The following is a 24,256-nucleotide window of genomic DNA, read 5'->3' on the forward strand; positions in this document are numbered from 1 at the left end:
CCGTCCACAATGTCAAAATGCCCGAATGCCTGCTGGTGGCGCTCGGGCACCTTGTGTCCCGTGCTTTACGGCACCTTACTTGGCGTCGTCCTTGGCCTCTTCGGCCTTGTCGCGGTTGGCCACGATCTCGTCGATCAGGCCCCAGTCTTTCGCCTCTTCGGGGGACATGAAGTTGTCACGCTCAAGCGCCGCCTCGACTTTTTCCAGGGTCTGACCGGTATGATGCACGTAAATCTCGTTCAGACGCGTTTTCAGCTTCTGGGTTTCCTGTGCGTGGATCATGATGTCGGTCGCCTGACCCTGATAGCCGCCCGAGGGCTGGTGCACCATCACGCGGCTGTTGGGCAGCGAGAAGCGCATGCCTTCGGCGCCGGCCGTCAGCAGCAGGGAGCCCATCGAGGCCGCCTGTCCGATGACCAGCGTGCTGACCTTGGGCTTGATGTACTGCATGGTGTCGTAGATCGACAGGCCAGATGTCACAACGCCGCCGGGGCTGTTGATATACATGCTGATTTCCTTGCTGGGGTTCTCCGCCTCAAGGTGCAGCAACTGTGCCACGATCAGCGACGACATGCCGTCATGCACCGGACCGGACAGGAAAATGATCCGCTCCTTCAGCAGGCGCGAGAAGATGTCATAGGCGCGTTCGCCGCGGCTTGTCTGTTCCACCACCATGGGGACCAGAGTGTTCATGTATGTGTCGATGGGATCGTGCATGGGTTCCTGCCTCGTCAGTCTTTGCGGGACCATACCTGCAAAGGTGTTACCCGAGTCTTAGTATCGCCATTTCCGACCTGCAACCCCGAGACCCGCCGAAACCTTCGCCGCTGCGCGTTTCCCGGGTCTACGGTCTTCGCAGCATTGGCCCCCAGCCCACAGACCGAAGCCTGATTTTGCATCGGTCACAGGCGTGATTTTGCACATTCCATCCGCCAGTCACGCCCCCGTTACACTTTTGCGGCATCCGGTGCACACTCCATCGTCACCCCCCTGTGAGGACATACCCAAATGAATCGCCGCGACATCATCAACGCCCCCGATATCGGCAACAAGGCCGAAGCCTACGAGGCCTTTGACGACATCCCCACCAACCCCAACCTCAGCCGCACCATCGGCGATGTGATCGCCGCGCGCTATTCGCGCCGCGCCATCCTGCGCGGCACGCTTGGCGTGACAGCGACCACCGCCCTCTTCGGCACCGCCGCGATGATCGCGCCGCAACCGGCCCGCGCCACAACCGCCTCGCGCTATGTGTTCGACGAACTGGCATGGGGCAACGACGCGACCCACCACATCGCCGAAGGCTATGACGCCGATGTGCTGCTGCGCTGGGGCGATCCGATCACCGCCGATGCGCCCGAATTCGACGTGATGAACCAGACCGCTGCCGCGCAGCTGCAGCAGTTCGGCTATAACAACGACTACGTGGGCTTTACCCCGTTGGACGGCAACCCCGACCGCGGCCTGCTCTGCGTCAACCACGAATACACCAACGAAGAGGTCATGTTCCCCGGTCTTGGCCGTCAGGACAGCGCCGAATTCGCGGGCATGACGCCCGAGCTGATCGACATCGAGATGGCCGCCCATGGCGGCACCGTGGTCGAGATTGCCCGCAATGCGAATGGCAAATGGGAACTGGTGCGCGACAGCCAGTACAACCGCCGCATCACGCCGCTGAACACCAAGATGACCTTCAGCGGTCCGGCAGCAGGCCACGCCCGCATGCAGACCAATGCCGACCCCGAAGGCATGACCGTGATGGGCACCGTCAACAACTGCGCCGGTGGCATGACGCCTTGGGGCACCTACCTGATGGCCGAGGAAAACTTCCACGGCTATTTCTGGACCGACAAGCTGGACGCCGACGGCAACCCCGACGTCTCTGCCCACCCCGAAGCCGCCAAGCTGGAACGCTACGGCGTGCCGGGCCGCTGGTATGCTTGGGGCAAGGTGCACGATCACTGGAACCTCGACCTCGAGCCGCAAGAGCCGAACCGCTGGGGCTGGATCGTCGAGGTTGATCCGCGCAATCCCGACGCCATGCCGATCAAGCACACGGCCCTGGGCCGCTTCCGCCATGAAGGCGCCGAGACCTGCGTGTCGGAAGACGGCAAGCTGGTGATCTATTCGGGCGACGACAACCGCTTTGATTATCAGTACAAATACGTCTCGAACGGCACCGTGACGGGCAACGAGACGTTCGGCTCGTCGCTGATGTCGGACGGCACGCTCTATGTCGCGCGCTTTGACGAAGACGGCACCGTGACGTGGCTGCCGCTGGTGCATGGCGAGGGCCCGCTGACGGCGGAAAACGGTTTTGCCAGCCAGGCCGACTTGATGATCGACACCCGCCTTGCCGCCGACGCGCTGGGGGCCACACCGATGGACCGTCCCGAAGACGCGCAGCCGCGCGGCGACGGCACCGCCTACATCATGCTGACCAACAACACCCGCCGCAAAGCCGATCAGGTCGACGCGGCCAACCCGCGCGCCGAAAGCAGCTTTGGCCACATCATCGAGATCAAGGAAGACGGCGGCCTGCATTCGGCCACCAAGGGCACCTGGTCGATCCTGGTGAAATGCGGCGACCCCGCCGTGACCGAAGTGGGCGCGCAGTGGAACCCCGAGACATCGGAAAGCGGCTGGTTCGGGTCGCCCGACAACGCCGCGATCGACGCCGATGGCCGTCTGTGGATTTCCACCGATCAGGGATCAAGCTGGGGCAAGACCGGCAAATCCGACGGGCTCTATGCGCTGGAAACCGAAGGCGAAGCGCGCGGCACGTCGCGGCTGTTCTTCCGCTGCCCGGTGGGCGGAGAGCTCTGCGGTCCCTACTTTACCGACGCGATGGACACGCTGTTTTTGGCCGTCCAGCACCCCGGTACGGACGGCACCAAGGATCTGGTCGGGTTCGAACGCGATTCGACCTTTGAAGATCCGGCGACCCGCTGGCCCGACTTTGACCCCGCCATGCCACCGCGCCCTGCGGTGCTGGTGGTCACGAAACAAGGCGGCGGCAAAATCGCCACCTGAGTCGGCAGTGCACGTCTGACCTAACATCGCGCCCTCGCAGTCACCTGCGGGGGCGCAGGCCTATCTGGCCATACGTTTGAGGGTGTCATCGCGCCGGATCAGCCGGTGCCAGAGCACTGCCATCGCGATATGCCCCAGGATCAGCGCCGCCAGCACCCAGCCCATTTCGCCATGCCAGGCGGCAGGCGCGCGCATCCATGCAATCTCGGCCTCGCGTGCGGGCGAGATCACCAGCCCCAGCACGCTCAGCCCGCCCTTGCTGCCCGCAGCGGCCAGCAGGCGGACACCGGGCACGATCACCATCAGCGCATAGATCGCCAGATGCCCAAGGGTCGCCGCCTGTCCCAGCCTGCCCAGATGCGCCGGGCGGCGCCGGATATTGGCCAGCCCCCAAGCCCCGCGCAGCAGGACAAGCAGAAACAGCAAAGTGCCCAATGTCGGGTGATAGCCCCACAAAAGATCGCGCAGGGCATTCTCGCGCGGCAGCGCCCAATGTGCGGCGGCCGACAGGAACTGTGCGGCAAAGAGCGCCGCCATCCCCCAGTGCAGCCAGCGGCTGACAAGGCCATAGCGGTGCGGGCTGTCGGTCAGGTTCGGCATGGTGCGCTCCTCTTGCGGCGTGCGCGGCACACCTGCGCCGCGCATCGCGTCAGGACGCATTCAGCCTAAGCCTGGCGCGCCATGTCCCCTTTCATCTGCTTGGTATAGTGGCTGTAGTCAACCTCGAGCACATAGCGCGCCGTCCCCAGGTACGTGCGCCGCTGCTTTTCGCGGTGCTCTGCTATTTCTTGCAGCATCCCCTGCCGGTCGGGAAGCGCGACCTCTCCCGCCAGCAAGGACGCGATCCATTTGCCCTGGGTCTCGACCAGCGGAATGGTCGGGCCAACGGGCTGCACCAACCCGGCAAAGATCAGCCCCGGATGCGCAGGCGACACCATGCGCCGATAGAGATTGCCCGCGTCCTCGCCCGGATCGAACACGTCCTTGTTCAGAAACGGAAAGGTGATGTTGTACCCCGTCGCGTAGATGATCGCGTCATAGGGCGCCTCGCTGTCGTCGGTGAAGGCAACCTTGCCTCCGCGCAGTTCGGCCACATCCGGTTTCACGTCGATATAGCCGTGCCCGATGTAGGGCAGCAGTTCCTGGCTGAGCGTTGCATGTTCGCGCCACATCGGATGCGCCGGGCGCGGCAGGCCGAAACGGCGCTGGTCGCCCTGCCCCAGCCGGATCAGGCGCGCCATCACGCGGCGTGCCCATGTCACCGGCAGTTTCATGCGGCGCACCAGAAAGCCCGACCACTGGTCGATCGGCACACCCATCAAGTACTTGGGCATGATCCACGCACTGCGCCGGGTGGAAACCGTCACATGCGCCGCCCGGCGCGCCAGATCGACCGCGATATCCACCGCAGAGTTGCCCAGCCCCACCACCAGCACGCGCTGCCCTTCGAAGGGGGCGGCAGTGCGGTAGTGGTGCGAATGGGTCTGCGGGCCATCGAACTGCCCTGCAAACTCGGGCGTGCGCGGGTCGGACAGGTGGCCGTTGGCGACAATCACCTGCGCATAGTCGCGCGTCTCGCCGGTGGACAGCGTCACCTCCCAGCCTTCGCCCTTGGGCGTCACGGCAGTCACCTCGGTGTTGAAGGTGACCAGCGGGCGGATGTGGTTGGCATCGGCATAGGCTTCGAGATGGCGCAGGAATTGCGCGTGGCTCAGGAAATCGGGCAGAGACGGATCAATCGGGAAATCGGAATACCCCAGGTTGGGCCGCGAGGTGTCGATGTGCAGTGAAGCGTAGCACGAGCTTTGGCCGTTGTCGTTTTCATAGCGCCACATGCCCCCGATATCGCTGCCTTTTTCGAACATGTCGAAGGTCAGCCCCTTGTCGCGCAGGGATTTGGCGACGGTCACGCCGGACGATCCGGCACCGATAATGCAGATGTTGTTCACATTAGCCCTCTTTATGTACAAGATAATCGGCGATGATCGCGTCGAAATCCGCATCCGGCCCGATGCCAAGCGCGGTCGCCGTGGCCGACACGAAGCGGCGCGGCCAGCCTGCGACGATATCGGACATGCCCGGCTCGGGGGCGAAACTCACTCGTCCGGTGCCGCCCATCCGTACCACGGCCTCGGCCATGTCGGCTGCGCTGACTGTCAGCGCAGGCAGGTTGAACGCCCGTTTCGGGGGCAGCGCGTCGGCGGGCAGATCGTGTATGCGCAGCAGCGCCTCGACCACCTTGCCCACCGACACGACCGGCATCTGCAGGTCGGGCGGCAGCGGGGCGGCGATGTCCTGCCCGTTCATCGGCGCGCGCGCGATGGCGGCCACCCTGTCGGACACGGCGGGCAAGGCTGCACCGGGGCGGATCAGAACGATGGGCAGGCGCAGCGCGCGTCCGTCGATGCGTCCGTGGCGGGAATAATCGGCGATCAGCAATTCGTTGATCGCCTTGTGGATGCCATAGGTCGTGGTGGGCACCGGGTTCAAATCGTCGCCGACCTCATCGGGCAGCGTGCCGCCGAAGATGGCGATGGACGAGGTAAAGACCACCTTGGGCCGGTTCTGTGCCGCATCGACCAGACGGCGCAGCGCCTCGACGTTCACCGCATAGGCGCGGGCGGGGGCCTGTTCGGCCTGCAGCGTGAGGTAAGAGGCGAGGTGAAAGATGCTGTCGAACCCTTCCTCGGCAAGCGCGGCGGTGAAGCCCGCATCGGAAAGATCCCCTTGCCGCTGGACAATCTGCGGCCCGTCCGACGGGGGCAAGGACGGGGGCAAGGCGGCCTCTGCGATGTCGGTCAGGCAGATCTGCGTGACCTCGCGGCGAACGCCGTCACTGTCCGTCAGCGCGCCTGCTTCGATCAACGCCCGCGCCAGCCGCTGGCCCAGAAACCCGGCACCGCCTGTGATCAGGACGCGGGTCATCTGTGAAGTATCTTTTGAATAAATTGGTGCATCTGGCGTCCTCCCTGACATGTAAAAACATACTACTCGGTATGTTTTTTCGTCAAGCAACAAAAAGCCCGCGCACCTTGATAAGTGCGCGGGCCTGTAGATGAAGCCAAATCTGGCGAACCGTCAGAGCGGCTTTTTGAAGATCTTCGACAGAACCCCGATGATCCCTTCGCGGAACATCAACACGCCGATGACGAAGATCACGCCCTGGATGACAGTGACCCAGGCCCCAAGATAGGCCAGGTAGTTCTGCATCGTGACCACGATGACCGCGCCGACAATGGGACCAAGCACGGTGCCCATGCCGCCCAGCAGCGTCATCAGCACCACTTCACCCGACATCGACCAGTGCACGTCCGTAAGCGACGCCAGATGGAACACCTGGCTCTTGGTCGCCCCCGCCAGTCCAGCAAAGGTGGCGGAGAGCACGAAGACCGTCAGCTTGTACCGGTTCACGTGATAGCCCAGCGAGATCGCGCGCGGCTCGTTCTCGCGGATCGCCTTCAGCACCTGGCCGAAGGGCGAATGGGTGATGCGGTAGATGAACAGGATGCCGCCAAAGGTGATGAACAGCACGAAGAAATAGAACACGATGTCGTCGCCCATCGGGAACAGACCCAGCAGATCGTTGCGCGGCACCGTCTGGATGCCGTCTTCGCCGCCCGTGAATTCGGCCTGAAGCGCGAAGAAATAGACCATCTGCGCGAAGGCCAGCGTGACCATCGCGAAATAGATGCCCTGCCGCCGGATCGCCAGCGACCCGATCAGCAGACCCAACAGGGCCGCCGTGACGGTGCCCGCAAGGATCGCAAGTTCCGGCGTCAGGCCCCAGACCTTGGCTGCGTGGGCGCAGACATAGCTTGCCATGCCGAAATAGGCCGCGTGACCAAAGCTGAGCAGACCGCCGAAGCCCAGCAACAGGTTGAATGCACAGGCAAAGAGCGCAAAGCACATCACCTTCATCGCAAAGACCGGATAGACCATGAAAGGCAGCGCGATCAACACGGCCAGCAGGACCACAAAGATGATCTTCATGTGTCCGGGCATGCCGACGGACCGGTGCATGGCCGGAGTTGCTGTCTTGGTATTCTCGTTGGTGGACATCAGGCAGACTTTCCAAACAGACCTTCGGGTTTGATCATCAGCACGATGGCCATGATCACGAAGATGACGACGGCGGACCCTTCGGGGTAGAACACCCGCGTCAGCCCCTCGATCACACCAAGGCCGAAGCCGGTCAGGATCGACCCCATGATCGACCCCATGCCGCCGATGACGACAACGGCAAAGACCACGATGATCAGATCGGCGCCCATGTTGGGGTTGACCGAATAGATCGGAGCCGCCAGCACGCCAGCAAAGGCCGCAAGTGCGACACCGAACCCGTAGGTCAGCGTGATCATGCGCGGCACGTTGACGCCGAAGGCACCGACCAATTCAGGGTTTTCGGTGGCAGCGCGCAGGTTGGCGCCCAGACGGGTCTTTTCGATCATGAACCATGTGCCGAAGCACACGATGACCGAGGCGACGATCACCCAGCCGCGATAGTTCGGCAGGAACATGAAGCCCAGGTTCTGGCCCCCCTGCAATGCCGATGGAATTTGATAGGGCAATCCGCTGACGCCGTAGTAGTTGCGGAACAGACCCTGAATGATCAGCGCCAGACCAAAGGTCAGCAGCAGCCCGTAGAGATGGTCGAGCTTGTACAATCGCGCGATCAGCACCCGTTCCAGCGCGATGCCGATGACCCCGACGATGACCGGGGCCAGAAACAGCGCGGGCCAGTAGCCGATGCCGCCGTAACTCAGCAACATCCACGCCACGAAGGCACCCATCATGTACTGCGCGCCATGGGCGAAGTTGATGATGTTGAGCAGGCCGAAGATCACGGCCAGCCCCAGCGAGAGCACAGCATAGAACGAACCGTTGATCAGCCCGATCAGCAGCTGCCCCAGAAGGACTTGTGGCGGTATGCCCAGAAGTTCGAACATGTGTTTCCCTGTCAGCTCGAAGAAGGGGGCGCGGCGATCTGATGCCGCCGCGCCCGATTAGGTCAGCTTAGTCGGCCAGTGCGAATGCGCAGCCGCCATCTTCCATCGGAAGGAAGGCGTCTTCGCCGGAAATCGTCGCGACCTCTTTCAGCAGGTCCCACTCGCCTGTCGATTCCTCGGGCGATTTGACTTCCATCAGGTACATGTCGTGAATCACGCGGCCATCCTTGCGGATGTAGCCTTCGCCAAACAGCGGATCGTCGGTTTTCATTTCCTTCATCGTGGCGACGATGGCTTCGGCGTCATCGCTGCCAACCGCTTCGACCGCCTTGAGGTAATGCAGCGTGCCCGCATAGACACCGGCCTGCACCATCGAGGGGGGCGAACCCATCTCTTCCTTGAACCGCTCGCTGAAGGCGCGGGTGTCATCGTTCATGTCCCAATAGAACGCCGTGGTCATCTGCAGGCCCTGTGCTGTCTGCGCGCCCAGCGAATGGACGTTGTTGATGAACAGCAGCAGACCGGCCAGCTTTTGCCCGCCCTGCACGATGCCGAATTCCGACGCCTGCTTGATCGAGTTGACGGTATCCGCACCGGCGTTGGCCAGGCCGATCACCTTGGCACCCGAGGCTTGCGCCTGCAGCAGGAACGACGAGAAGTCGGTGCCGGGGAACGGATGCGCGACCGAGCCGAGCACTTCGCCGCCGCTGGCTTCGACCACTGCGGTCGTGTCACGCTCGAGCGCGTGGCCAAAGGCATAGTCCGCCGTCAGGAAGAACCATGTGTCGCCGCCTGCTTCGGTCACGGCCTTGCCGGTGCCGTTGGCGAGTGCTGCGGTGTCATAGGTCCAGTGGATCGTGGTCGGCTGGCAGTTGGCGCGTGTCAGGTCGGACGTCGCGGCACCCGAGTTGATGAAGACCTTGCCGAATTCCGCCGTCACGTCGGCCACGGCCAGTGCTGTCGAGGATGTCGGCACGTCGAGGATCGCATCGACGCCGTCCTGGTCGTACCACTGGCGCGCAATGTTCGACGCGATGTCGGGCTTGTTCTGGTGATCAGCCGAGATGATGTTGACGTTGATGCCCTTGCCTGCGGCATCGAAATCCGCCACGGCCATCTGCGCGGCAACAACCGAGCCCTGGCCCGACAGGTCGGCGTAGACGCCGGACTGGTCGTTCAGGACACCCAGCGTGATGTCGGTGGCCAGTGCGGGGCCCGCAACCAGCGCCGACACGGCGGCCGTTGAAAGTGCTATTCTCTTGATCATGTTACAATTCCTCCCATTGTGACGCGGTAGATCCGCGCCGATCACGTTTGGCTACACGCCCAGGTAGGCGTGCAGCTTGTCTATGTTCGCATCGAGGGCTTCGTTCTCGATCATGTCCACGATCTTGCCCTGCTCCACCACGTAGTGACGGTCGGCCACCGAGGCTGCGAAACGGAAGTTCTGCTCCACCAGAACGATCGTGAACCCTTCCTGCTTGAGCGCGGCGATGGTGCGCCCGATCTGCTGGACGATCACCGGGGCAAGGCCTTCGGTCGGCTCGTCCAGAAGCAGAAATTTCGACCCCGTGCGCAGGATGCGCGCGATGGCCAGCATCTGTTGTTCGCCGCCCGAGAGCTTGGTGCCCTGGCTGCGGCGGCGTTCCTTGAGGTTGGGGAACAGATCATAGATCCGCTCAAGCGACAGCCCGCCCTCGGCCAGTTTCGGCGGCAGGTTCATGTTCTCTTCGACCGACAGCGACGAGAAGATACCGCGCTCCTCGGGGCAGATCGCGACGCCCAGTCGCGCGATGTGGCGCGCCTGAAGGTTGATCGTTTCGGTCCCGCCGACCTTGACCGATCCCGCACGCTTGTTCAGCAGGCCCATGATCGCCTTGATCGTCGTGGTCTTGCCCGCCCCGTTGCGGCCAAGAAGCGTCACCACCTCGCCGTCGTTCACGTGGAAATCCATGCCGTGCAGAACGTGGCTTTCGCCATACCAGCCTTCCAGACCGTCGACCTGCAACAGCGGCTTGCCCGCGCTCGCGGTGTTCACCTGTGCATCAGTCATGGCCTGCTCCGATATAGGCTTCGATCACTTCGGGCGACTTTGACACGGTGTCGTAATCGCCCTCGGCCAGAACTTCGCCCCGTGCCAGAACGGTGATCCGGTCCGACAGGTCGGCAACGACCGAAAGGTTGTGTTCGACCATCAGAATGGTGCGCCCTTCGCTGATCCGCTTGATCAGCGCCGAGATACGCTCGACGTCCTCTTGGCCCATGCCGGCCATCGGCTCGTCCAGCAGCAGCATGTCGGGCTCAAGCGACAGGGTCGTCGCGATCTCCAGCGCGCGCTTGCGGCCATAGGACAGCTCGGCTGCGCGGTGGTTGATGAATTCGCCCAAACCGACGCTTTCGACATAGCCGCGGGCCTCGTCGTCATATTGTCCCAGCACGGCTTCGGAGCGCCAGAAATCATAGGAATCCCCGCGCCGCCGCTGCATCGCGATGCGCACGTTTTCCAGCACGGTCAGATCGTCGAAGACCGCCGAAATCTGGAATGACCGCACCAGACCCAGCCGCGCGATATCCGCCGACGATTTCGACGTGATGTCTTTTCCGTCATAGGTGATCGTGCCGCGCGTCGGTTGAAGAAACTTGGTCAACAAGTTGAAAAACGTGGTCTTTCCTGCGCCGTTGGGGCCGATCAATGCATGGATCGTACCACGCTCGACCGTCAGATCGACGTTGTTGACCGCCACGAAACCCTTGAATTCCTTGGTCAGCCCCGATGCCTGCAACATCGCGCTCATGCGGACACCGCGATGACACTGTTCTGGTGATTTTGATGTTTCAAACCGTGACCCCCTCCCCGAGACCAACCCATACTCTTTGGTATGTTTTTCCGGACGTTAGGCCTGGGGTAACGGACTGTCAACACTCTGCCTAAGGTGGTGGTGATAATGACGCCGCGACGTCACGTCCGCTTGCGAAGACCCTCGATCAGCGGATCGACCATGCTTTCGGCGAGGGCCGCGCGGGTCTTTGCGGAATCGCCCTTGGCGGGGCGATACCAGAAGATCGTCCACTGCAATGCGCCCAGGATCACCTTGGCCGTCACCGCCACATCGACGGCGCGCAGCGAGCCGTCTGCGATGGCGCGCGCAATCGCTTTCTTGAACATTCCCTCAAAGGCATCGCGGCTGTCGATCAGCTCTTGCACGGTCGATTTATGCTCGGGCGAGGCGCTGTTGAAGCGGTGCACGTTAACGCCCTGCGCCACCACGTTTTCAAAGGTGTGATGTTCCAGCATCGCGACCCCGTGGGCCACACACATGGCGCGCAGCACCGCCAGCCCGTCACCTTGGGTCGCCAGCGCCGGTTCCTGCGCGCGAAACAGCCGCTGCATCCCTTCGCGGTGCACGTCAAAGAACAGGTCGGACTTTGACGCATAGTGGTGATAGATCCGGCCCTTGGTGCAGCCCAGACGCGCCGCCACATTGTCCACCGTCGTCGCCTGATAGCCATGTTCCATAAAGCATTCGGCAGCGGCGCAGATGATCTCGTCCTTGCGCCAGCCCTTCTTGCGGGGGCCAGTCTTGCGCGTGCCGGTCGTGGCGACGGAGCGGGCGCCGACAGACACCGGTGTCTGTGCCATCCGCAGCCCCCCTCAGCCTGCCCGGCGCCGTGCCGCCGCGCGGTCAACGGTGTCCGGCGTGACACCTTCGGCGCGCATGACGTGCTTTTGCACCTTCCCCGATGCGGTTTTGGGCAGCGTGTCCATCACCCGCAGATAGCGTGGCACCATGAAACGTGGCAAGCGCCCTGTCAGATCCTCCAGCACCGCGTCCGCGTCGATGCTGTGCCCCTCGACCGGGGTGACGCAGATCAGCACCTCGTCCTCGCCGTGTTCGCTGGGCACCGCGATGGCCGCACATTCGCGCACGTCGGGGTGCAGCAACACCTGCCCCTCAAGCGCGAAGGACGAGATGTTCTCGCCGCGCCGCCGGATCACGTCCTTTAGCCGGTCCACGAAAAAGAACCGCCCGTCCGCATCCTGCCGGAAACTGTCGCCGGTGTGAAACCAGCCGTTGCGCATCGCCTGCGCGGTTGCTTCGGGCGCGTTATGGTATCCCTTCATCAACGCCCAGGGACGCTGCGAGCGCACCACCAGCTCGCCCACCTGCCCGCGCGGCACATCGATGTCGTTCTCGTCTACGACCTTGCACTCCCACCAGTCGCGCGGGGTGCCCGCCAGCCCCTTGTCGGTGATATCGGGGCCTGCGTGCAGCGGACTGGCGACTTCGGTCATGTTATAGATGGTCCAGACCTGCGTGCCGAACCGCGCGGCAAAGGCGGGGCCGTCTTCTCCGAAGGGTACGATGAACACCTTGCGAAGCGAATGATCGCGGTCGCGGGGTGTCGCGGGGGATTTCAGCAGGAAGCTCGCCATGACGCCCAGGAGCAGGCAATAGGTGCTGCCGGTTTCGCGCACCGCGTCCCAGAAGCGGTCCGTTTTGAACTCGGCCATCATGCCGATGGGCAGGCCCCGCGCCAGCATCGCGTAGACATAAAGCGTCGATCCGCAATGAAAGATCGGCCCGCAGATCAGGCAGCGGTCATCGGCGCGCACGTCGTCGAAGGCGTCAGGGCCCATGGTGTAAAGCTGGGTATAGGACGACAGCACGCCCTTGGCCTTGCCCGTGGTGCCCGAGGTATACATGATCGCCTGCGTGTCCCACGGCGCAATGGGGCGCTGCAGGTCCGGCAGGCCCGAGTCGTCTGCGGGATCGACCAGTGCACGGCAATCCAGACCGGGCAGATCGGGGGCAGCGCCGTCTTCCGTCAGCAGCACGGTCTGCACCGCGCCCGCAGGCACATCCGCAAGGCGTGCGGCCAGTTCCGGCGCAGCGACCATGACCGCCGCGCCCGCGTCCTCAAGGATATGCGCCAGCGGATCGCCCAGAAGGGCCGTGTTCACCGGCACGTAGACCGCGCCCAGATAGTTGATCGCGAACCATGTCACCAACAGATCGGGACCGTTGCCAAGGAAGGTCAGAACCGTATCGTCCTGCGCCACGCCGACGCTGGCCAGCAGGGCGGCACGGCAGCGCACACGGGCGCGCAATTCAGTGAAATCCCAGGTCTCGCCTTGATAGAACGTGACGAAGGGCGCATCGGGACGCTCGGACGCATATCTGTCGATCATCGCACGCAGAACGGCGTGGTCAGGATCGAGGGCGGCGCAGGGGGCGTTATCGGCTTGCGTGGTGTTTGTCACGGTGGTCTCTCCCTTTGCAAAACATACTGACGGGAATGTTGCGCAGCGTCCAGATGGCGCAAGCGAGAGAAAGCAAAGAGCGTGGGGTCACATTTTCAGCACGGATCAGTTCCGCAAGCACGCGGCCAGCGCGGTGGCCAGTCCGCGCAACAGATCACCATAAAGCGCAGGGCCGGGGTCCAGCGTGGCCCCCAGTGGATCGGCGACACCCATCCGCGCGGCCCCCACGGCATCGGCCAGGCCGGAGTCGAGCTGCGGCTCGGACAGCACGCAGGTGGCACCAGCGGTCTGGATCACCTCGCGGATCTGGGCGGCGCCCACCAGGTCCGGGTCCTGCCCATCCCCACCGCTCAGCGCGGCGATTGCGGGCATGTGAAAGCTGCGCTCGAAATACTGGAACGCATCGTGGCTGACCACGAAGGGCCGACTGCGCACAGGCTCAAGGATCGCGTTGACCTCGCTGGTCAGCCCCGCCAGTGCCGCGGCACCGTCGCGGGCGTTCTCCTCGTAGGTCAGGGCATTGTCGGGGTCGAGCGCGCCCAGAACCACCGCGATTTCCAGCATCCACAAGGCGGCGTTTTCGGGCGCGAGCCAAGCGTGCGGATCAATGTTGCCGGCTGTCGCGTCCGGCAGGGCCGCATCGGTGCCGACCTCCTCAACCCCATCGCCCGGATCGCGACCGTGAAAGCCTGCACCCTCGCGCACCTTCAGCTTCAGCATCTGTGGCGCGTCCATCAGAACCAGTTGCGACGCATCGCTCGCCAGCACGTCCAGCGGCGCGTCCAGCCAAGGTGTAAGGGCGGGGCCAACCCAGATCACCGCATCGGCCTGCGACAGGCTGCGCATCTGCAACGGCTGCAACGCATAACCGTGGGGCGACGCCCCCGGCGGCACGATCAGTTCGGGCGCGCCGACGCCCTGCATGACCTGCGCCACCAGCGCGTGCACCGGTGCGATATCGACCGCCACCTGCGGCGCTTGCGCCCCTGCGGCGGTTGCGCCGAACACCAGCGCCAAAGCTGTCTTGGGGATCATGATCGTCTCTCCGGGGCGTGGCTTGATGGGTCCTGCTAGTTCTTGCGCAAAACCCGTTCAACCCACAAAACACCGAAACGCCGTCACTGGGGCGACACCGACGGTCTCAGCCGATCTCGGCGGTGGCTTCGATCTCCAGCAGGGCCTCGTCCTCGACCAGCGCGTCGATCACCACCATCGTCATCGCCGGAAAGTTGCGGCCCAGCACCTCGCGGTAGGCCGCGCCCACTTCCGCCTGATGCGCCAGATAGTCGGCCTTGTCGGTGACATACCACGTCAGGCGCACGATGTCGGCGCAGGTGCCGCCCGCCGCCTCGACCACGGTGCGGATGTTCATCAGCGCCTGCCGCATCTGGCCGATGAAATCATGCACTTCGAACACCTGATCGGCGGTCCAGCCGATCTGCCCGCCCACGTAAAGCGTGCCGGATCTGCTCAGGATGCCGTTGGCATATCCCTTGGCCGGTTTCCAGCCCTCGGGTTGAATGATGCGATGGGCCATAAGCCACCTCCGTTTGTAAAAAGGGGACGTCAGACGCCCAGAAATTTGTCCGCAATGCCGCGGTCCAGCGTCGCCATGTCGCCGCGCCACACCGATTTGCCCCGCTCGAGGATCACCGCGCGGTCCGCGATCTGGCGCAGTTCGGCCAGCGATTTGTCGACCACTAGCAGCCCAAGACCCGTCTGGGATTTCAGCGTGCGCACGGCGGCCCATATCTCCTGGCGGACCACGGGCGCCAGCCCTTCGGTCGCCTCGTCCAGCATCAGAAGGCGCGGATTGGTCATCAGCGCGCGCCCGATTGCCAGCATCTGTTGCTCGCCGCCCGACAGCGACGCGGCAAGCTGGGTCTGACGTTCCTCCAGCCGTGGGAACAGCGCGCAGACCCGCGCCATGTCCCAATGGCCGCTGCGTGCCGCCGCAATCAGGTTTTCGCGCACCGTCAGCTTGGCGAAACAGCGCCGCCCCTCGGGCACCAGCCCCAGCCCCGCGCGCGCGGCCTTGTGCGGTGGCAGGGCGGCGATGTCGCGCCCGTCCAGCCTGACGCTGCCGGATTTGTGTTTCAGCAGGCGGCTGATTACCTTGATCGTCGAGGACTTGCCCATCCCGTTGCGCCCCATCAGCGCCACGAGCTCGCCCTCGGCCACATCCAGATCGACGCCGAACAGCGCCTGCGACGGGCCATAAGACGCCTGCACGCCTTCCAGTTCCAACAGGCTCATGCCGCGTCCTCCTCGCCCAGATAGGCGGTGCGCACCTGGGGATCGGCGCGGATGTCGTCGGCGGTGCCGGTGGCGATGATCTTGCCGTAGACCAGCACGCTGATCCGATCGGCCAGCGCGAATACCGCATCCATGTCGTGTTCAACCAGCAGGATCGGGGCCTCGCGGCGCAACCCGTCAAGGAACGAGGTCATCCGCTTCGATCCCGACGCACCGAGGCCCGCCATCGGTTCGTCCATGACGAAGGCCTTTGGTTGCAGCGTCAGCGCGACCGCGACTTCGAGCAATCGCCTTTGCCCGTGGCTCAGTTCCGCAGTGCGGGTGGCGGCGTGATCGGTCAGCCCCACGCGCTGCAATGCCGCCTGTGCCTGTTCCACCAGTTCAGCATCGCGCATCACCGGGCGCAGGAACCGCCAGGCCGATCCGGCGCGGCCCATCGCGCCAAGCACCGCGTTTTGCAGCACCGTCGCCTCCATCGCCAGTGACGAGATCTGAAACGTCCGCCCCAGCCCTGCCCGCGCGCGCGCCGGGGTGCCAAGGGCAGTCACCTCGCGCCCGTCGAACCAGATGCGCCCCGCATCCGGGGCCAGCCCGCCCGCAATCTGCTTGATCAGCGTCGATTTGCCCGCGCCGTTCGGCCCGATCAGCGCGTGGATTTCACCGGGCATAAGCGTCAGCGTCACCCCGTCGGTGGCCTGCAACGCGCCGAACGCCTTTTGCAGCCCGTCCACATGCAACATGGGTTCAGCCATGGGCCACCTCCCGCCCCGCGAGCGATCCGATCAGCCCGCCGCGTGCGAACAGCACCACCAGCAGCAGGATCGCCCCCACATAGATCAGCCAGAAATCCGACACCGGCGACAGCAGATGCTCCAGCAACACAAAGAGCATCGCGCCTGCTACGGGGCCGAACAGACGGCCCACGCCGCCCAGCACGATGAAGACGATGAATTCGCCCGACATCTGCCAGCTGAACATCGTCGGGCTGACGAACCGGTTGAGATCGGCAAAGAGCGCCCCTGCCAGCCCAGTCACGGCGCCTGAGATCACGAAAGCCACCAGCCGCAGCCGGAACGGCCCCAGGCCCACGGTCTCCACCCGCTCGGCGTTCTGGCGCGCGGCACTTAAGGCAAGCCCAAAGGGCGCGCGGGCCAGACGGCCCATCCACCACAGCACCGCCGACAGGATGGCAAAGACCAGCGCAAAGAACTGCATCGGGTCAAGCGTGTTCAGCCCCGGAAAATCATTGCGCACATAGATGCTCAGCCCGTCCTCGCCGCCATAGGCAGGCCAGGAGATCGCGAAATAATAGAACATCTGCCCGAAGGCGAGCGTGATCATGATGAAGTAAACGCCCGAAGTGCGCAGCGACAGCGCCCCGATGGCCAGCGCCGCCAGCGCGCTGGAGACAATCGCCACCAGCCAGATCACCGGCATCGACTTCGTGCCTTCAAGCACGATCCAGCTGTCGATGACGGGCGTGTAGGTCTGCGCGTGATGCGCAAGAATGCCCATCGCATAGCCGCCGATGCCAAAGAACGCTGCATGGCCAAGGCTGACCAGCCCACCGAGGCCAAGGGCAAGGTTCAGCCCGACAGCAGCCAGCGCAAAGATCGCGGCACGGGTGATCAGCGTGATCAGGAACGGCTCGTCCAGCGCCAGCGCCAGCGCGGCGGCAACGGGCATCGCCAGATAGAGCAGCGTGTTCAGTATGGTTTCGCGTCGCATCTTCACGCCCCTCCGTACAGGCCGGTGGGCCGGAACAGCAGAACCAGCGCCATCAGGATATAGATCGACATCGACGCCAGCGCCGATCCGATGGTCGTGGCACTAGAGGGGTCCATGAAGAGACCAAATAGCAGCGGCAACAGCACCCCGCCCAGCGTGTCGGTCAGCCCGACCAGCAGCGCGCCCACCAGCGCGCCCTTGATCGAGCCGATGCCGCCGATCACGATGACGACGAAGGCGAGGATCAGCACAGGCTCGCCCATGCCGACCTGCACCGACTGGATCGCGCCCACCAGTGCGCCGGCAAGGCCCGCAAGCGCCGCCCCGAGGGCAAAAACGATGGTGTAAAGTCGGCTGATATCGACGCCGAGTGCTGCGATCATCTCGCGGTCGCTTTCGCCCGCGCGGATCTGGATGCCGATGCGCGTGCGCGCGATCAGCTGGAACAACCCCAAGGCGATCAGCAGGCCGATCACGATGATCAAGAGGCGGTAAGAGGGATAGAGGATGCCGCCCGGCAATGTCACCGGCCCCGACAGCGCGGCAGGCACATCAAGGTAGAGCGGGAACGATCCGAACACCCACCGCGTGCCTTCGGAAAAGATCAGGATCAGTGCAAATGTCGCCAGAACCTGATCGAGATGGTCGCGGTCATAAAGCCTGCGGATTACCACCATTTCGATGATCATGCCCGCCGCAGCCGCAGCAGCCAGAGCCGCGCCCAATGCCAGCACGAACGATCCGGTCCACCCCGCCACAGCCGCCGCCGCGAAAGCACCGACCATGTAGAGCGAGCCGTGCGCGAGGTTGATCAGCCCCATGACCCCGAAAATCAGCGTCAGACCCGCCGCCATCAGGAACAGCGTGATCCCTGATTGCAGCCCGTTCAGGACCTGTTCGATCAACAAAATTGGTGTCATCTGCCACCCCTGCCCCGCGCAACGCACAGGCAAGCCCTTAAAATTAGGAATATTTTAGAAAGTCGGCCCTGGCAGCACACCCGCCAGGGCCAATGGATCTTACATCTTGCACTCGGCGCCATAGACGTCCGAGTGATCGCTGGCCGCGACGCCGATGATCTTGTTGGTCACGACGTCACCTTCCTTGACCACTTCGCGCATGTAGATGTCCTGGATCGGGTGGTGATTGTCCGCAAAGGCGAAATCGCCGCGCACCGACTGAAAGTCGGCCTCTTTCAGGGCCGCCTGGAATGCGTCCTGATCGTTCACGTCCGCCTTGCCCATCGCCGACATCAGCAGCAGCGCCGTGTCATAGCCTTGGGCTGCGTAGAGGGACGGAAGACGGCCATATTCGTCCTGGAACGCCTGCACGAACTCGGCATTGCCGGGCACGTCCAGATCCTTGGCCCAATGCGCGGTGTTCTTGACGCCCAACGCAGCCTCGCCGATGGCGCCCAGGATGCCCTGGTCAAAGCTGAAGGCGGGGCCCATCACGTTCTTGTCGACACCGGAACCCGCCCACTGCTTCATGAACGAAATGCCCATGCCGCCCGGCAGGAAGAAATAGACCGTGTCGGCATCCGACGCGCGGATTTGCGCGATTTCAGCGGCGTAATCGGTCTGGCCGAGCTTGGTGTAGACCTCGTTCACGATCTCGCCCTCGAAGGTGCGCTTGAACCCGGTCATGCCGTCGATGCCCGCCGGATAGTTGGGCGCCATCAGGAAGACTTTCTCGATGTCATTGTCGTTGGCCCAGAGCCCGCCCGCCTCGTAGAAGGCATCGTTCTGCCATGCGACGTTGAAGTAGAGCGGGCTGCAGCCCTGCCCCGCCAGCGCGGACGGCCCGGCGTTGGGCGACAGGTAGAACTTGCCCTGCGCCGTTGCCGACGGCACCACGGCCATCGCAAGGTTCGACCAGATGATGCCGGTCAGCACGTCGACCTTTTCCGACTGGATCATCTTGTCGGCCAGCTGCACCGCGATGTCCGGCTTTTGCTGATCGTCCTCGATGACGATGTCCAGCATGTCGCTGCCCTTGGCCGCCAGCAAAAAGCCGTCGCGCACGTCGATGCCCAGGCCCGCACCGCCGCCCGACAGCGTGGTGATCATGCCGACCTTGAGCTTGCCGCCATGTCCATCGGCAAGTGCTGCCGTGCCCGCAAGCGCCATGCAGGCGGCTGCTACCAGTGATTTCATTTTCATTTTGAACGTCTCCCTTGGTGACGGGGTCATTGCGCCCCTGTTGTTTTCCTTGGTCTTTCTTGCCGGATGCCCGTTTTCAGGTCACCCTGCCGCGATTGCGATATTGCGGATCATCCCACAGTTTGTCACGCATCACGGTTTCGATATGCGCGGCGGCGGCCATCACGTCGTCCGCGTCCAGATAAAGCGGCGTGAAGCCAAAGCGCATGATGTCCGGCGCGCGGAAATCCCCGATCACACCGCGCGCGATCAGCGCCTGCATCGCCGCATAGCCTTCGGTGAAGCGGAACGACACCTGGCTGCCGCGCGCCTGCGCATCGCGGGGACTGGCCAGCGTCAGGTCGGGGGCGCGGGCCTCGACCTCGCGGATGAACAGCTCTTGCAGCTCGACCGAGGCGGCGCGCACATCCGCCATGTCGACGCCCTCCCAGACGTCCATCGCGGCGTCGAGGGCGGCGAGTTGAATGATCGGTGGCGTGCCCACGCGCATCCGCTCGATCCCGCCTGCGGGGCGGTAATCGGGGTCAAAGTCAAACGGCGCATCATGGCCCAGCCAACCGGCCAGCGCGGGCTGAACCGCGCCCGCGAGGTCAGGCCGTACATAGATGAACGCAGGCGCGCCGGGGCCGCCGTTGAGGTATTTGTAGGTGCAGCCGACCGCCATTTCGCAGCCGCTGGCCGCCAGATCGACGGGCACGGCACCGGCGGAATGCGCCAGATCCCAGATCATCACGGCGCCACTGTCATGGGCGAACTTGGTGACCGCATTCATGTCGTGCATCCGGCCCGTGCGGTAATCCACCTCTGTCAGCATCACGGCGGCGACCTGATCGTCAATGGCTGCCGCGACATCTTCGGGCGCGACTGTCTTCAGCTCAAACCCTTGTTCCAGCGTGTTTATCAGCCCCTGCACCATATAAAGATCGGTCGGGAAATTGCCGGTGTCGCTGAGGATCACCTTGCGCCCGGGGCGCATTTTCAGGGCCGCCGCGACCGCCTGATAGACCTTGATCGACAGCGTATCGCCCATCACGACCGACCCTTCGGGCGCGCCGATCAGGCGGCCCACCTTGTCGCCGATCATTGCGGGCTGCGCCATCCATCCGGCATCATTCCAGCCGCGGATCAGCATCTGGCCCCATTCGTCGGTGATCATGCCTGCAACCCGCGTGCCAGCCGCTTTCGGCAATGGGCCCAGGGAGTTACCGTCGAGATAGAGCACGCCCTCGGGCAGGTCGAACATCTCTTTGCGCAGCACCATTACAACTCTCCTCTGACATGCCAAAGCTCTGGAAACAGTTCAACTTCGAGCATCTTGCGCAGGTACGCCACCCCAGAGGTGCCACCGGTGCCGCGTTTGAACCCGATGATCCGCTCGACCGTGGTCACGTGGTTGAAACGCCAGCGGCGAAAGTAATCCTCAAGGTCCACCAGCTTTTCCGCCAGTTCATAAAGTTCCCAGTGGGTTGCGGGGTCCTGGTAAATCGTTTTCCACATGTCCTGCACCGCAGGATCTGCGGCCCACGCCGACTGCGACGGGACCGGATCGGGGGCGGTGACATTCAACCGCTCGGCCACGACAGCCACGGCCACCTGATAGAGGCTGGGTTGTGCCAATTCGGCTTCCAGCGCTTTGTGAGCCTCGGTGCGGTGTTCATGCACCTTTTTCAGCGCCACCTGCCGATTGCCCAGCAGATATTCGACCATGCGGTACTGGTGCGACTGAAACCCGGAGGAATTGCCCAAGGACGGACGGAAGGCAGTGTATTCGCTGGGCGTCATCGTGCGCAACACGTCCCACGCGCCGTTCAACTGCTCGAAAATCCGCGCCACGCGGGACAACATCTTGAACGCGGGCTGCAAGTCGCCCTCTGCCACGCGGGCACGCGCCGTCTGCAATTCGTGGATCGCCAGCCGCATCCACAACTCGGACGTCTGGTGCTGCACGATAAACAGCATCTCGTCGTGGGCATCTGAGCGCGGATGCTGCGCGGTCAGGATCGCGTCTAGGCCCAGATAATCCCCATAGGACATGTCCTTGGAAAAATCGAGTTTCGCGCCGTGGTGATCGGTCATTCAGGTGTCTCTCAGGGCAAAGCGTTGGATTTTTCCCGTCGCCGTCTTGGGCAGCGCATCCACGAACAGGATCTCGCGCGGGTATTTATAGGGGGCGATGGTAGCTTTCACATGGTCCTGCAAGGCCTTGATCAGAATGGAATCCCCGGACTTATCCCCAGAGATGACCACATGCGCCTGCACGATCTGGCCCCGTGCCTCGTCAGGCTTGGCGACCACGGCGCATTCCACCACGTCTGGATGGGACAGCAGCGCCGCCTCGACCTCGGGTCCGGCGATGTTGTAGCCCGCGCTGACGATCATGTCGTCGTTGCGCGCGGCGAAATGCAGATAGCCATCCTCGTCCATCGTGAAGCTGTCGCCGGTGATGTTCCAGCCGTTCTGCACGTAATCGGCTTGGCGCGAGTCCGCGAGATAGCGGCACCCGGTCGGCCCCTGCACCGCGAGCCTGCCCACGGTGCCACGCGGCACTTCCGCGCCGTCCGCATCCACGACCCGCGCGCGGTATCCCGTCACCGGCTTGCCGGTACAGGCGGGGCGGTGATCGTCAAAGCGGTTCGAGATGAAGATATGCAGCATCTCGGTCGCGCCAATGCCATCCAGCATCGGCTTGCCGGTCTTGGCGATCCACTCCTCGTAGACTGGCGCGGGCAGCGTCTCGCCTGCGGACACTGCGGCGCGCAGAGTGCTGAGGTCCGCGCCCTCGTCCATCGCGCGCAGCATCGCGCGGTAGGCGGTGGGCGCGGTAAAGCAGACGGTGGCGCGGTATTTCTCAATGATCTCAATCATGTTCGGCGGTGACGCGGTTTCCAGCAATGTCGCCGCAGCGCCAAAGCGCAGCGGAAAGATCGCAAGGCCACCAAGCCCGAAGGTGAACGCCAGTGGCGGCGAGCCCACAAAGACATCCTGCGGCACGACGCCCAGAACCTCGCGGGCATAGCCGTCCGCGATTATCAAAAGATCACGGTGAAAATGCATCGTCGCCTTTGGGCTGCCGGTGGTGCCGCTGGTGAACCCCAGAAGCGCCACGTCGTCACGGCCCGTCTGCACCGCGTCGAATTTCACCGGCTTTTCCAGCGCCAGACGGTCCAGTTCGGCCTCGTGGTTCGATGTGCCGTCGAACCCCGCGACCGATTTCAGGTATTCCGATCCTTCGGCGCAGGCGGTGATTTCGTCCATCAGGCGCGTGTCGCACAGGGCGTGGCTGATCTGCGCCTTGTCTACGATCGCGCGCAATTCGCCCGCGCGCAGCATCGGCATGGTGTTCACCACGACCGCACCCGCCTTGGTCGCAGCCAGCCAGCAGGCCACCATCGCCGGATTGTTTGCGGATCGGATAAGCACGCGATTACCCGGCTTTACACCAAGATCCTCAACCAGAACATGAGCAAGCCGGTTGGTCCAATCCGCCAGTTCCTTATAGGTCCGTCGCCGCCCGTTCCCGATCAGCGCCGTGTGATCGCCAAAGCCCTTGGCGACCATCTCATCGGTCAGTTCAACCCCGACATTCAGAACCTCAGGGTAGTCGAACCCCGACGTCTCGAATTCGGGCCACTGCGCTTGCGGTGGCAGGTTGTCACGCGAGAACGTATCGACATGTGCCGAGGGGCTGAGCATCACTTACCTCCTGCGAAATCGGCCAGGGTCTGCCGCGCGATCACCACCTTCTGGACGTCCGAGGCCCCCTCGTAGATGCGCAGGGCGCGGATTTCCCGGTAGAGGCTTTCGACCATCTGGCCGCTGCGCACGCCGTCGCCGCCGTGCAGTTGCACGGCCGCGTCGATCACCTTTTGCGCCTGATCGGTTGCGAAGAGCTTGGCCATCGCAGCCTCGCGCGTGACCCTCGGCGCGCCGCTGTCCTTGGTCCAGGCGGCGCGGTAGATCAGCAGGGCCGATGCATCGACATCGACCGCCATCTCGGCGATATGTCCTTGAACCAGTTGCAATTCCGCCAGTGCCGACCCCTGCACCTGCCGGGTCGTGACACGCTCCAGCGCCTCGTCCAGCGCGCGGCGGGCAAAGCCCAGGGCGGCGGCGGCCACGGTCGAGCGGAACACGTCGAGTACCGACATCGCGATGCCAAACCCCTTGCCGCGTTCGCCCAGCAGAGCCGACACAGGCACGCGGCAATCGGTGAAGGTCAGCGTGGCCAGCGGATGCGGGGCGATCACCTGCAACCGCTCGGTGATCTCAAGGCCCGGCGTATCCGCAGGCACGACAAAGGCCGAGAGCCCGCGCGCGCCGGGCACATCCTCGGACCGGGCAAAGACGGTGTATACGTCCGCAATACCGCCATTGCTGATCCAGGTCTTTTGTCCATTCAGAACAAATTCGTCGCCATCCAGAAGCGCAGACATGGTCGATCTTGCCACATCCGAACCTGATTGTGGTTCGGTCAGTGCAAAGGCGGAAATCGCCTGCCCCGTCCGTGTCAGCGGCAGCCAGGCGTCTTTCTGCGCTTGGGTGCCGAACAGCGAAATCGCCCCCGTCCCCAACCCCTGCATGGCAAAGGCAAAGTCGGCCAGACCGTCATGGCGCGCCAATGTCTCGCGGATCAGGCACAGGGTGCGCACGTCCAGATCGCCGCCCGAATGCTGCAACCATCCCGCATCGCCCATTGCCGCCACAAGCGCGCGGCAGGCGCCGTCCACGTCGGAATGATCCACAGGCAGATGCTCGGCGCACCACGCATCAAGATCGTCGGCCAATGCCTTGTGGTGCGGCTGGAAAAACGGCCAGTCCAGAAATGATCTGTCAGACATATCCACAGGCTCCCGTTCTGTGCACCACCC

23 protein-coding genes are annotated in these 24,256 nt (G+C 63.7%); 1 reads left to right on the forward strand and 22 read right to left on the reverse strand.

The window, feature by feature from the left end:
• Positions 1-75 precede the first annotated feature (75 nt).
• Positions 76-717, reverse strand: a complete 642-nt coding sequence (locus tag NTA49_RS04480; protein WP_258293459.1) for an ATP-dependent Clp protease proteolytic subunit — start codon at positions 715-717, stop codon at positions 76-78.
• Between the two features lie 291 nt (positions 718-1,008).
• Here NTA49_RS04480 and NTA49_RS04485 point away from each other — a divergent pair, with 291 nt between their 5' ends.
• Positions 1,009-3,033 (forward strand): PhoX family protein, encoded by a 2,025-nt coding sequence (locus tag NTA49_RS04485; protein ID WP_258293460.1) that lies wholly within the window; start codon positions 1,009-1,011, stop codon positions 3,031-3,033.
• Positions 3,034-3,093: 60 nt separating this feature from the next.
• Here the strand turns inward: NTA49_RS04485 and NTA49_RS04490 are convergent, their stop codons facing one another.
• From NTA49_RS04490 to NTA49_RS04590, 21 genes are all read right to left on the reverse strand, one after another.
• Positions 3,094-3,693, reverse strand: a complete 600-nt coding sequence (locus NTA49_RS04490) for a cytochrome b (RefSeq protein WP_258293461.1) — start codon at positions 3,691-3,693, stop codon at positions 3,094-3,096.
• A gap of 5 nt (positions 3,694-3,698) precedes the next feature.
• The gene (locus tag NTA49_RS04495) at positions 3,699-4,982 is read right to left on the reverse strand and encodes a flavin-containing monooxygenase (RefSeq protein ID WP_258293462.1); all 1,284 of its coding nucleotides are present in this window, start codon (positions 4,980-4,982) and stop codon (positions 3,699-3,701) included.
• A 1-nt stretch (position 4,983) separates the two neighbouring features.
• Positions 4,984-5,958: an NAD-dependent epimerase/dehydratase family protein gene (locus NTA49_RS04500; protein ID WP_258293463.1), complete on the reverse strand. Its 975-nt coding sequence runs from the start codon at positions 5,956-5,958 to the stop codon at positions 4,984-4,986.
• A gap of 153 nt (positions 5,959-6,111) precedes the next feature.
• Positions 6,112-7,092, reverse strand: coding sequence for a branched-chain amino acid ABC transporter permease (locus NTA49_RS04505; protein ID WP_258293464.1), 981 nt, complete (start codon positions 7,090-7,092; stop codon positions 6,112-6,114).
• Positions 7,092-7,979, reverse strand: a complete 888-nt coding sequence (locus NTA49_RS04510; protein WP_258293465.1) for a branched-chain amino acid ABC transporter permease — start codon at positions 7,977-7,979, stop codon at positions 7,092-7,094. The genes NTA49_RS04505 and NTA49_RS04510 overlap by 1 nt, the downstream gene beginning before the upstream one ends.
• A gap of 67 nt (positions 7,980-8,046) precedes the next feature.
• Positions 8,047-9,246: an ABC transporter substrate-binding protein gene (locus tag NTA49_RS04515; RefSeq protein WP_258293466.1), complete on the reverse strand. Its 1,200-nt coding sequence runs from the start codon at positions 9,244-9,246 to the stop codon at positions 8,047-8,049.
• Between the two features lie 51 nt (positions 9,247-9,297).
• Positions 9,298-10,032, reverse strand: a complete 735-nt coding sequence (locus NTA49_RS04520) for an ABC transporter ATP-binding protein (protein ID WP_258293467.1) — start codon at positions 10,030-10,032, stop codon at positions 9,298-9,300.
• Positions 10,025-10,774 carry an ABC transporter ATP-binding protein gene (locus NTA49_RS04525; RefSeq protein ID WP_258293468.1) on the reverse strand — a complete coding sequence of 250 codons (750 nt, stop codon included), beginning with the start codon at positions 10,772-10,774 and terminating at the stop codon, positions 10,025-10,027. The genes NTA49_RS04520 and NTA49_RS04525 overlap by 8 nt, the downstream gene beginning before the upstream one ends.
• A 164-nt stretch (positions 10,775-10,938) precedes the next feature.
• Positions 10,939-11,619 (reverse strand): TetR/AcrR family transcriptional regulator, encoded by a 681-nt coding sequence (locus NTA49_RS04530; protein WP_258293469.1) that lies wholly within the window; start codon positions 11,617-11,619, stop codon positions 10,939-10,941.
• A 12-nt stretch (positions 11,620-11,631) separates the two neighbouring features.
• Entirely contained in the window at positions 11,632-13,242 is a 1,611-nt protein-coding gene (locus NTA49_RS04535) for an AMP-binding protein (protein WP_258293470.1), read from the reverse strand.
• A gap of 105 nt (positions 13,243-13,347) precedes the next feature.
• Positions 13,348-14,277 carry a zinc ABC transporter substrate-binding protein gene (locus NTA49_RS04540; protein ID WP_258293471.1) on the reverse strand — a complete coding sequence of 310 codons (930 nt, stop codon included), beginning with the start codon at positions 14,275-14,277 and terminating at the stop codon, positions 13,348-13,350.
• 106 nt (positions 14,278-14,383) lie between these two features.
• Positions 14,384-14,779, reverse strand: coding sequence for a RidA family protein (locus NTA49_RS04545; RefSeq protein WP_258293472.1), 396 nt, complete (start codon positions 14,777-14,779; stop codon positions 14,384-14,386).
• Positions 14,780-14,808: 29 nt separating this feature from the next.
• Positions 14,809-15,498, reverse strand: coding sequence for an ABC transporter ATP-binding protein (locus NTA49_RS04550; protein WP_258293473.1), 690 nt, complete (start codon positions 15,496-15,498; stop codon positions 14,809-14,811).
• Positions 15,495-16,250: an ABC transporter ATP-binding protein gene (locus NTA49_RS04555; RefSeq protein WP_258293474.1), complete on the reverse strand. Its 756-nt coding sequence runs from the start codon at positions 16,248-16,250 to the stop codon at positions 15,495-15,497. Before NTA49_RS04555 ends, NTA49_RS04550 begins: the two co-directional genes overlap by 4 nt.
• On the reverse strand, positions 16,243-17,226 hold the full coding sequence (locus NTA49_RS04560) for a branched-chain amino acid ABC transporter permease (RefSeq protein WP_258293475.1): 984 nt from the start codon (positions 17,224-17,226) through the stop codon (positions 16,243-16,245). Before NTA49_RS04560 ends, NTA49_RS04555 begins: the two co-directional genes overlap by 8 nt.
• A gap of 2 nt (positions 17,227-17,228) precedes the next feature.
• Positions 17,229-18,146: a branched-chain amino acid ABC transporter permease gene (locus NTA49_RS04565; protein ID WP_258293476.1), complete on the reverse strand. Its 918-nt coding sequence runs from the start codon at positions 18,144-18,146 to the stop codon at positions 17,229-17,231.
• 99 nt (positions 18,147-18,245) lie between these two features.
• Entirely contained in the window at positions 18,246-19,388 is a 1,143-nt protein-coding gene (locus tag NTA49_RS04570; RefSeq protein WP_261368127.1) for an ABC transporter substrate-binding protein, read from the reverse strand.
• 76 nt (positions 19,389-19,464) lie between these two features.
• A complete protein-coding gene (kynU, locus tag NTA49_RS04575; RefSeq protein ID WP_258293478.1) occupies positions 19,465-20,649 on the reverse strand; it encodes a kynureninase in 1,185 nt (394 codons plus the stop codon).
• A complete protein-coding gene (locus NTA49_RS04580) occupies positions 20,649-21,464 on the reverse strand; it encodes a tryptophan 2,3-dioxygenase (RefSeq protein ID WP_258293479.1) in 816 nt (271 codons plus the stop codon). Before NTA49_RS04580 ends, kynU begins: the two co-directional genes overlap by 1 nt.
• The gene (locus NTA49_RS04585; protein ID WP_258293480.1) at positions 21,465-23,081 is read right to left on the reverse strand and encodes an AMP-binding protein; all 1,617 of its coding nucleotides are present in this window, start codon (positions 23,079-23,081) and stop codon (positions 21,465-21,467) included. It abuts the gene before it with no gap.
• A complete protein-coding gene (locus NTA49_RS04590) occupies positions 23,081-24,226 on the reverse strand; it encodes an acyl-CoA dehydrogenase family protein (RefSeq protein ID WP_258293481.1) in 1,146 nt (381 codons plus the stop codon). Before NTA49_RS04590 ends, NTA49_RS04585 begins: the two co-directional genes overlap by 1 nt.
• Positions 24,227-24,256: the final 30 nt, after the last annotated feature.

Origin of the sequence: Pseudosulfitobacter koreensis (assembly GCF_024733015.1) — a bacterium.
GTDB lineage: Bacteria > Pseudomonadota > Alphaproteobacteria > Rhodobacterales > Rhodobacteraceae > Pseudosulfitobacter > Pseudosulfitobacter koreensis.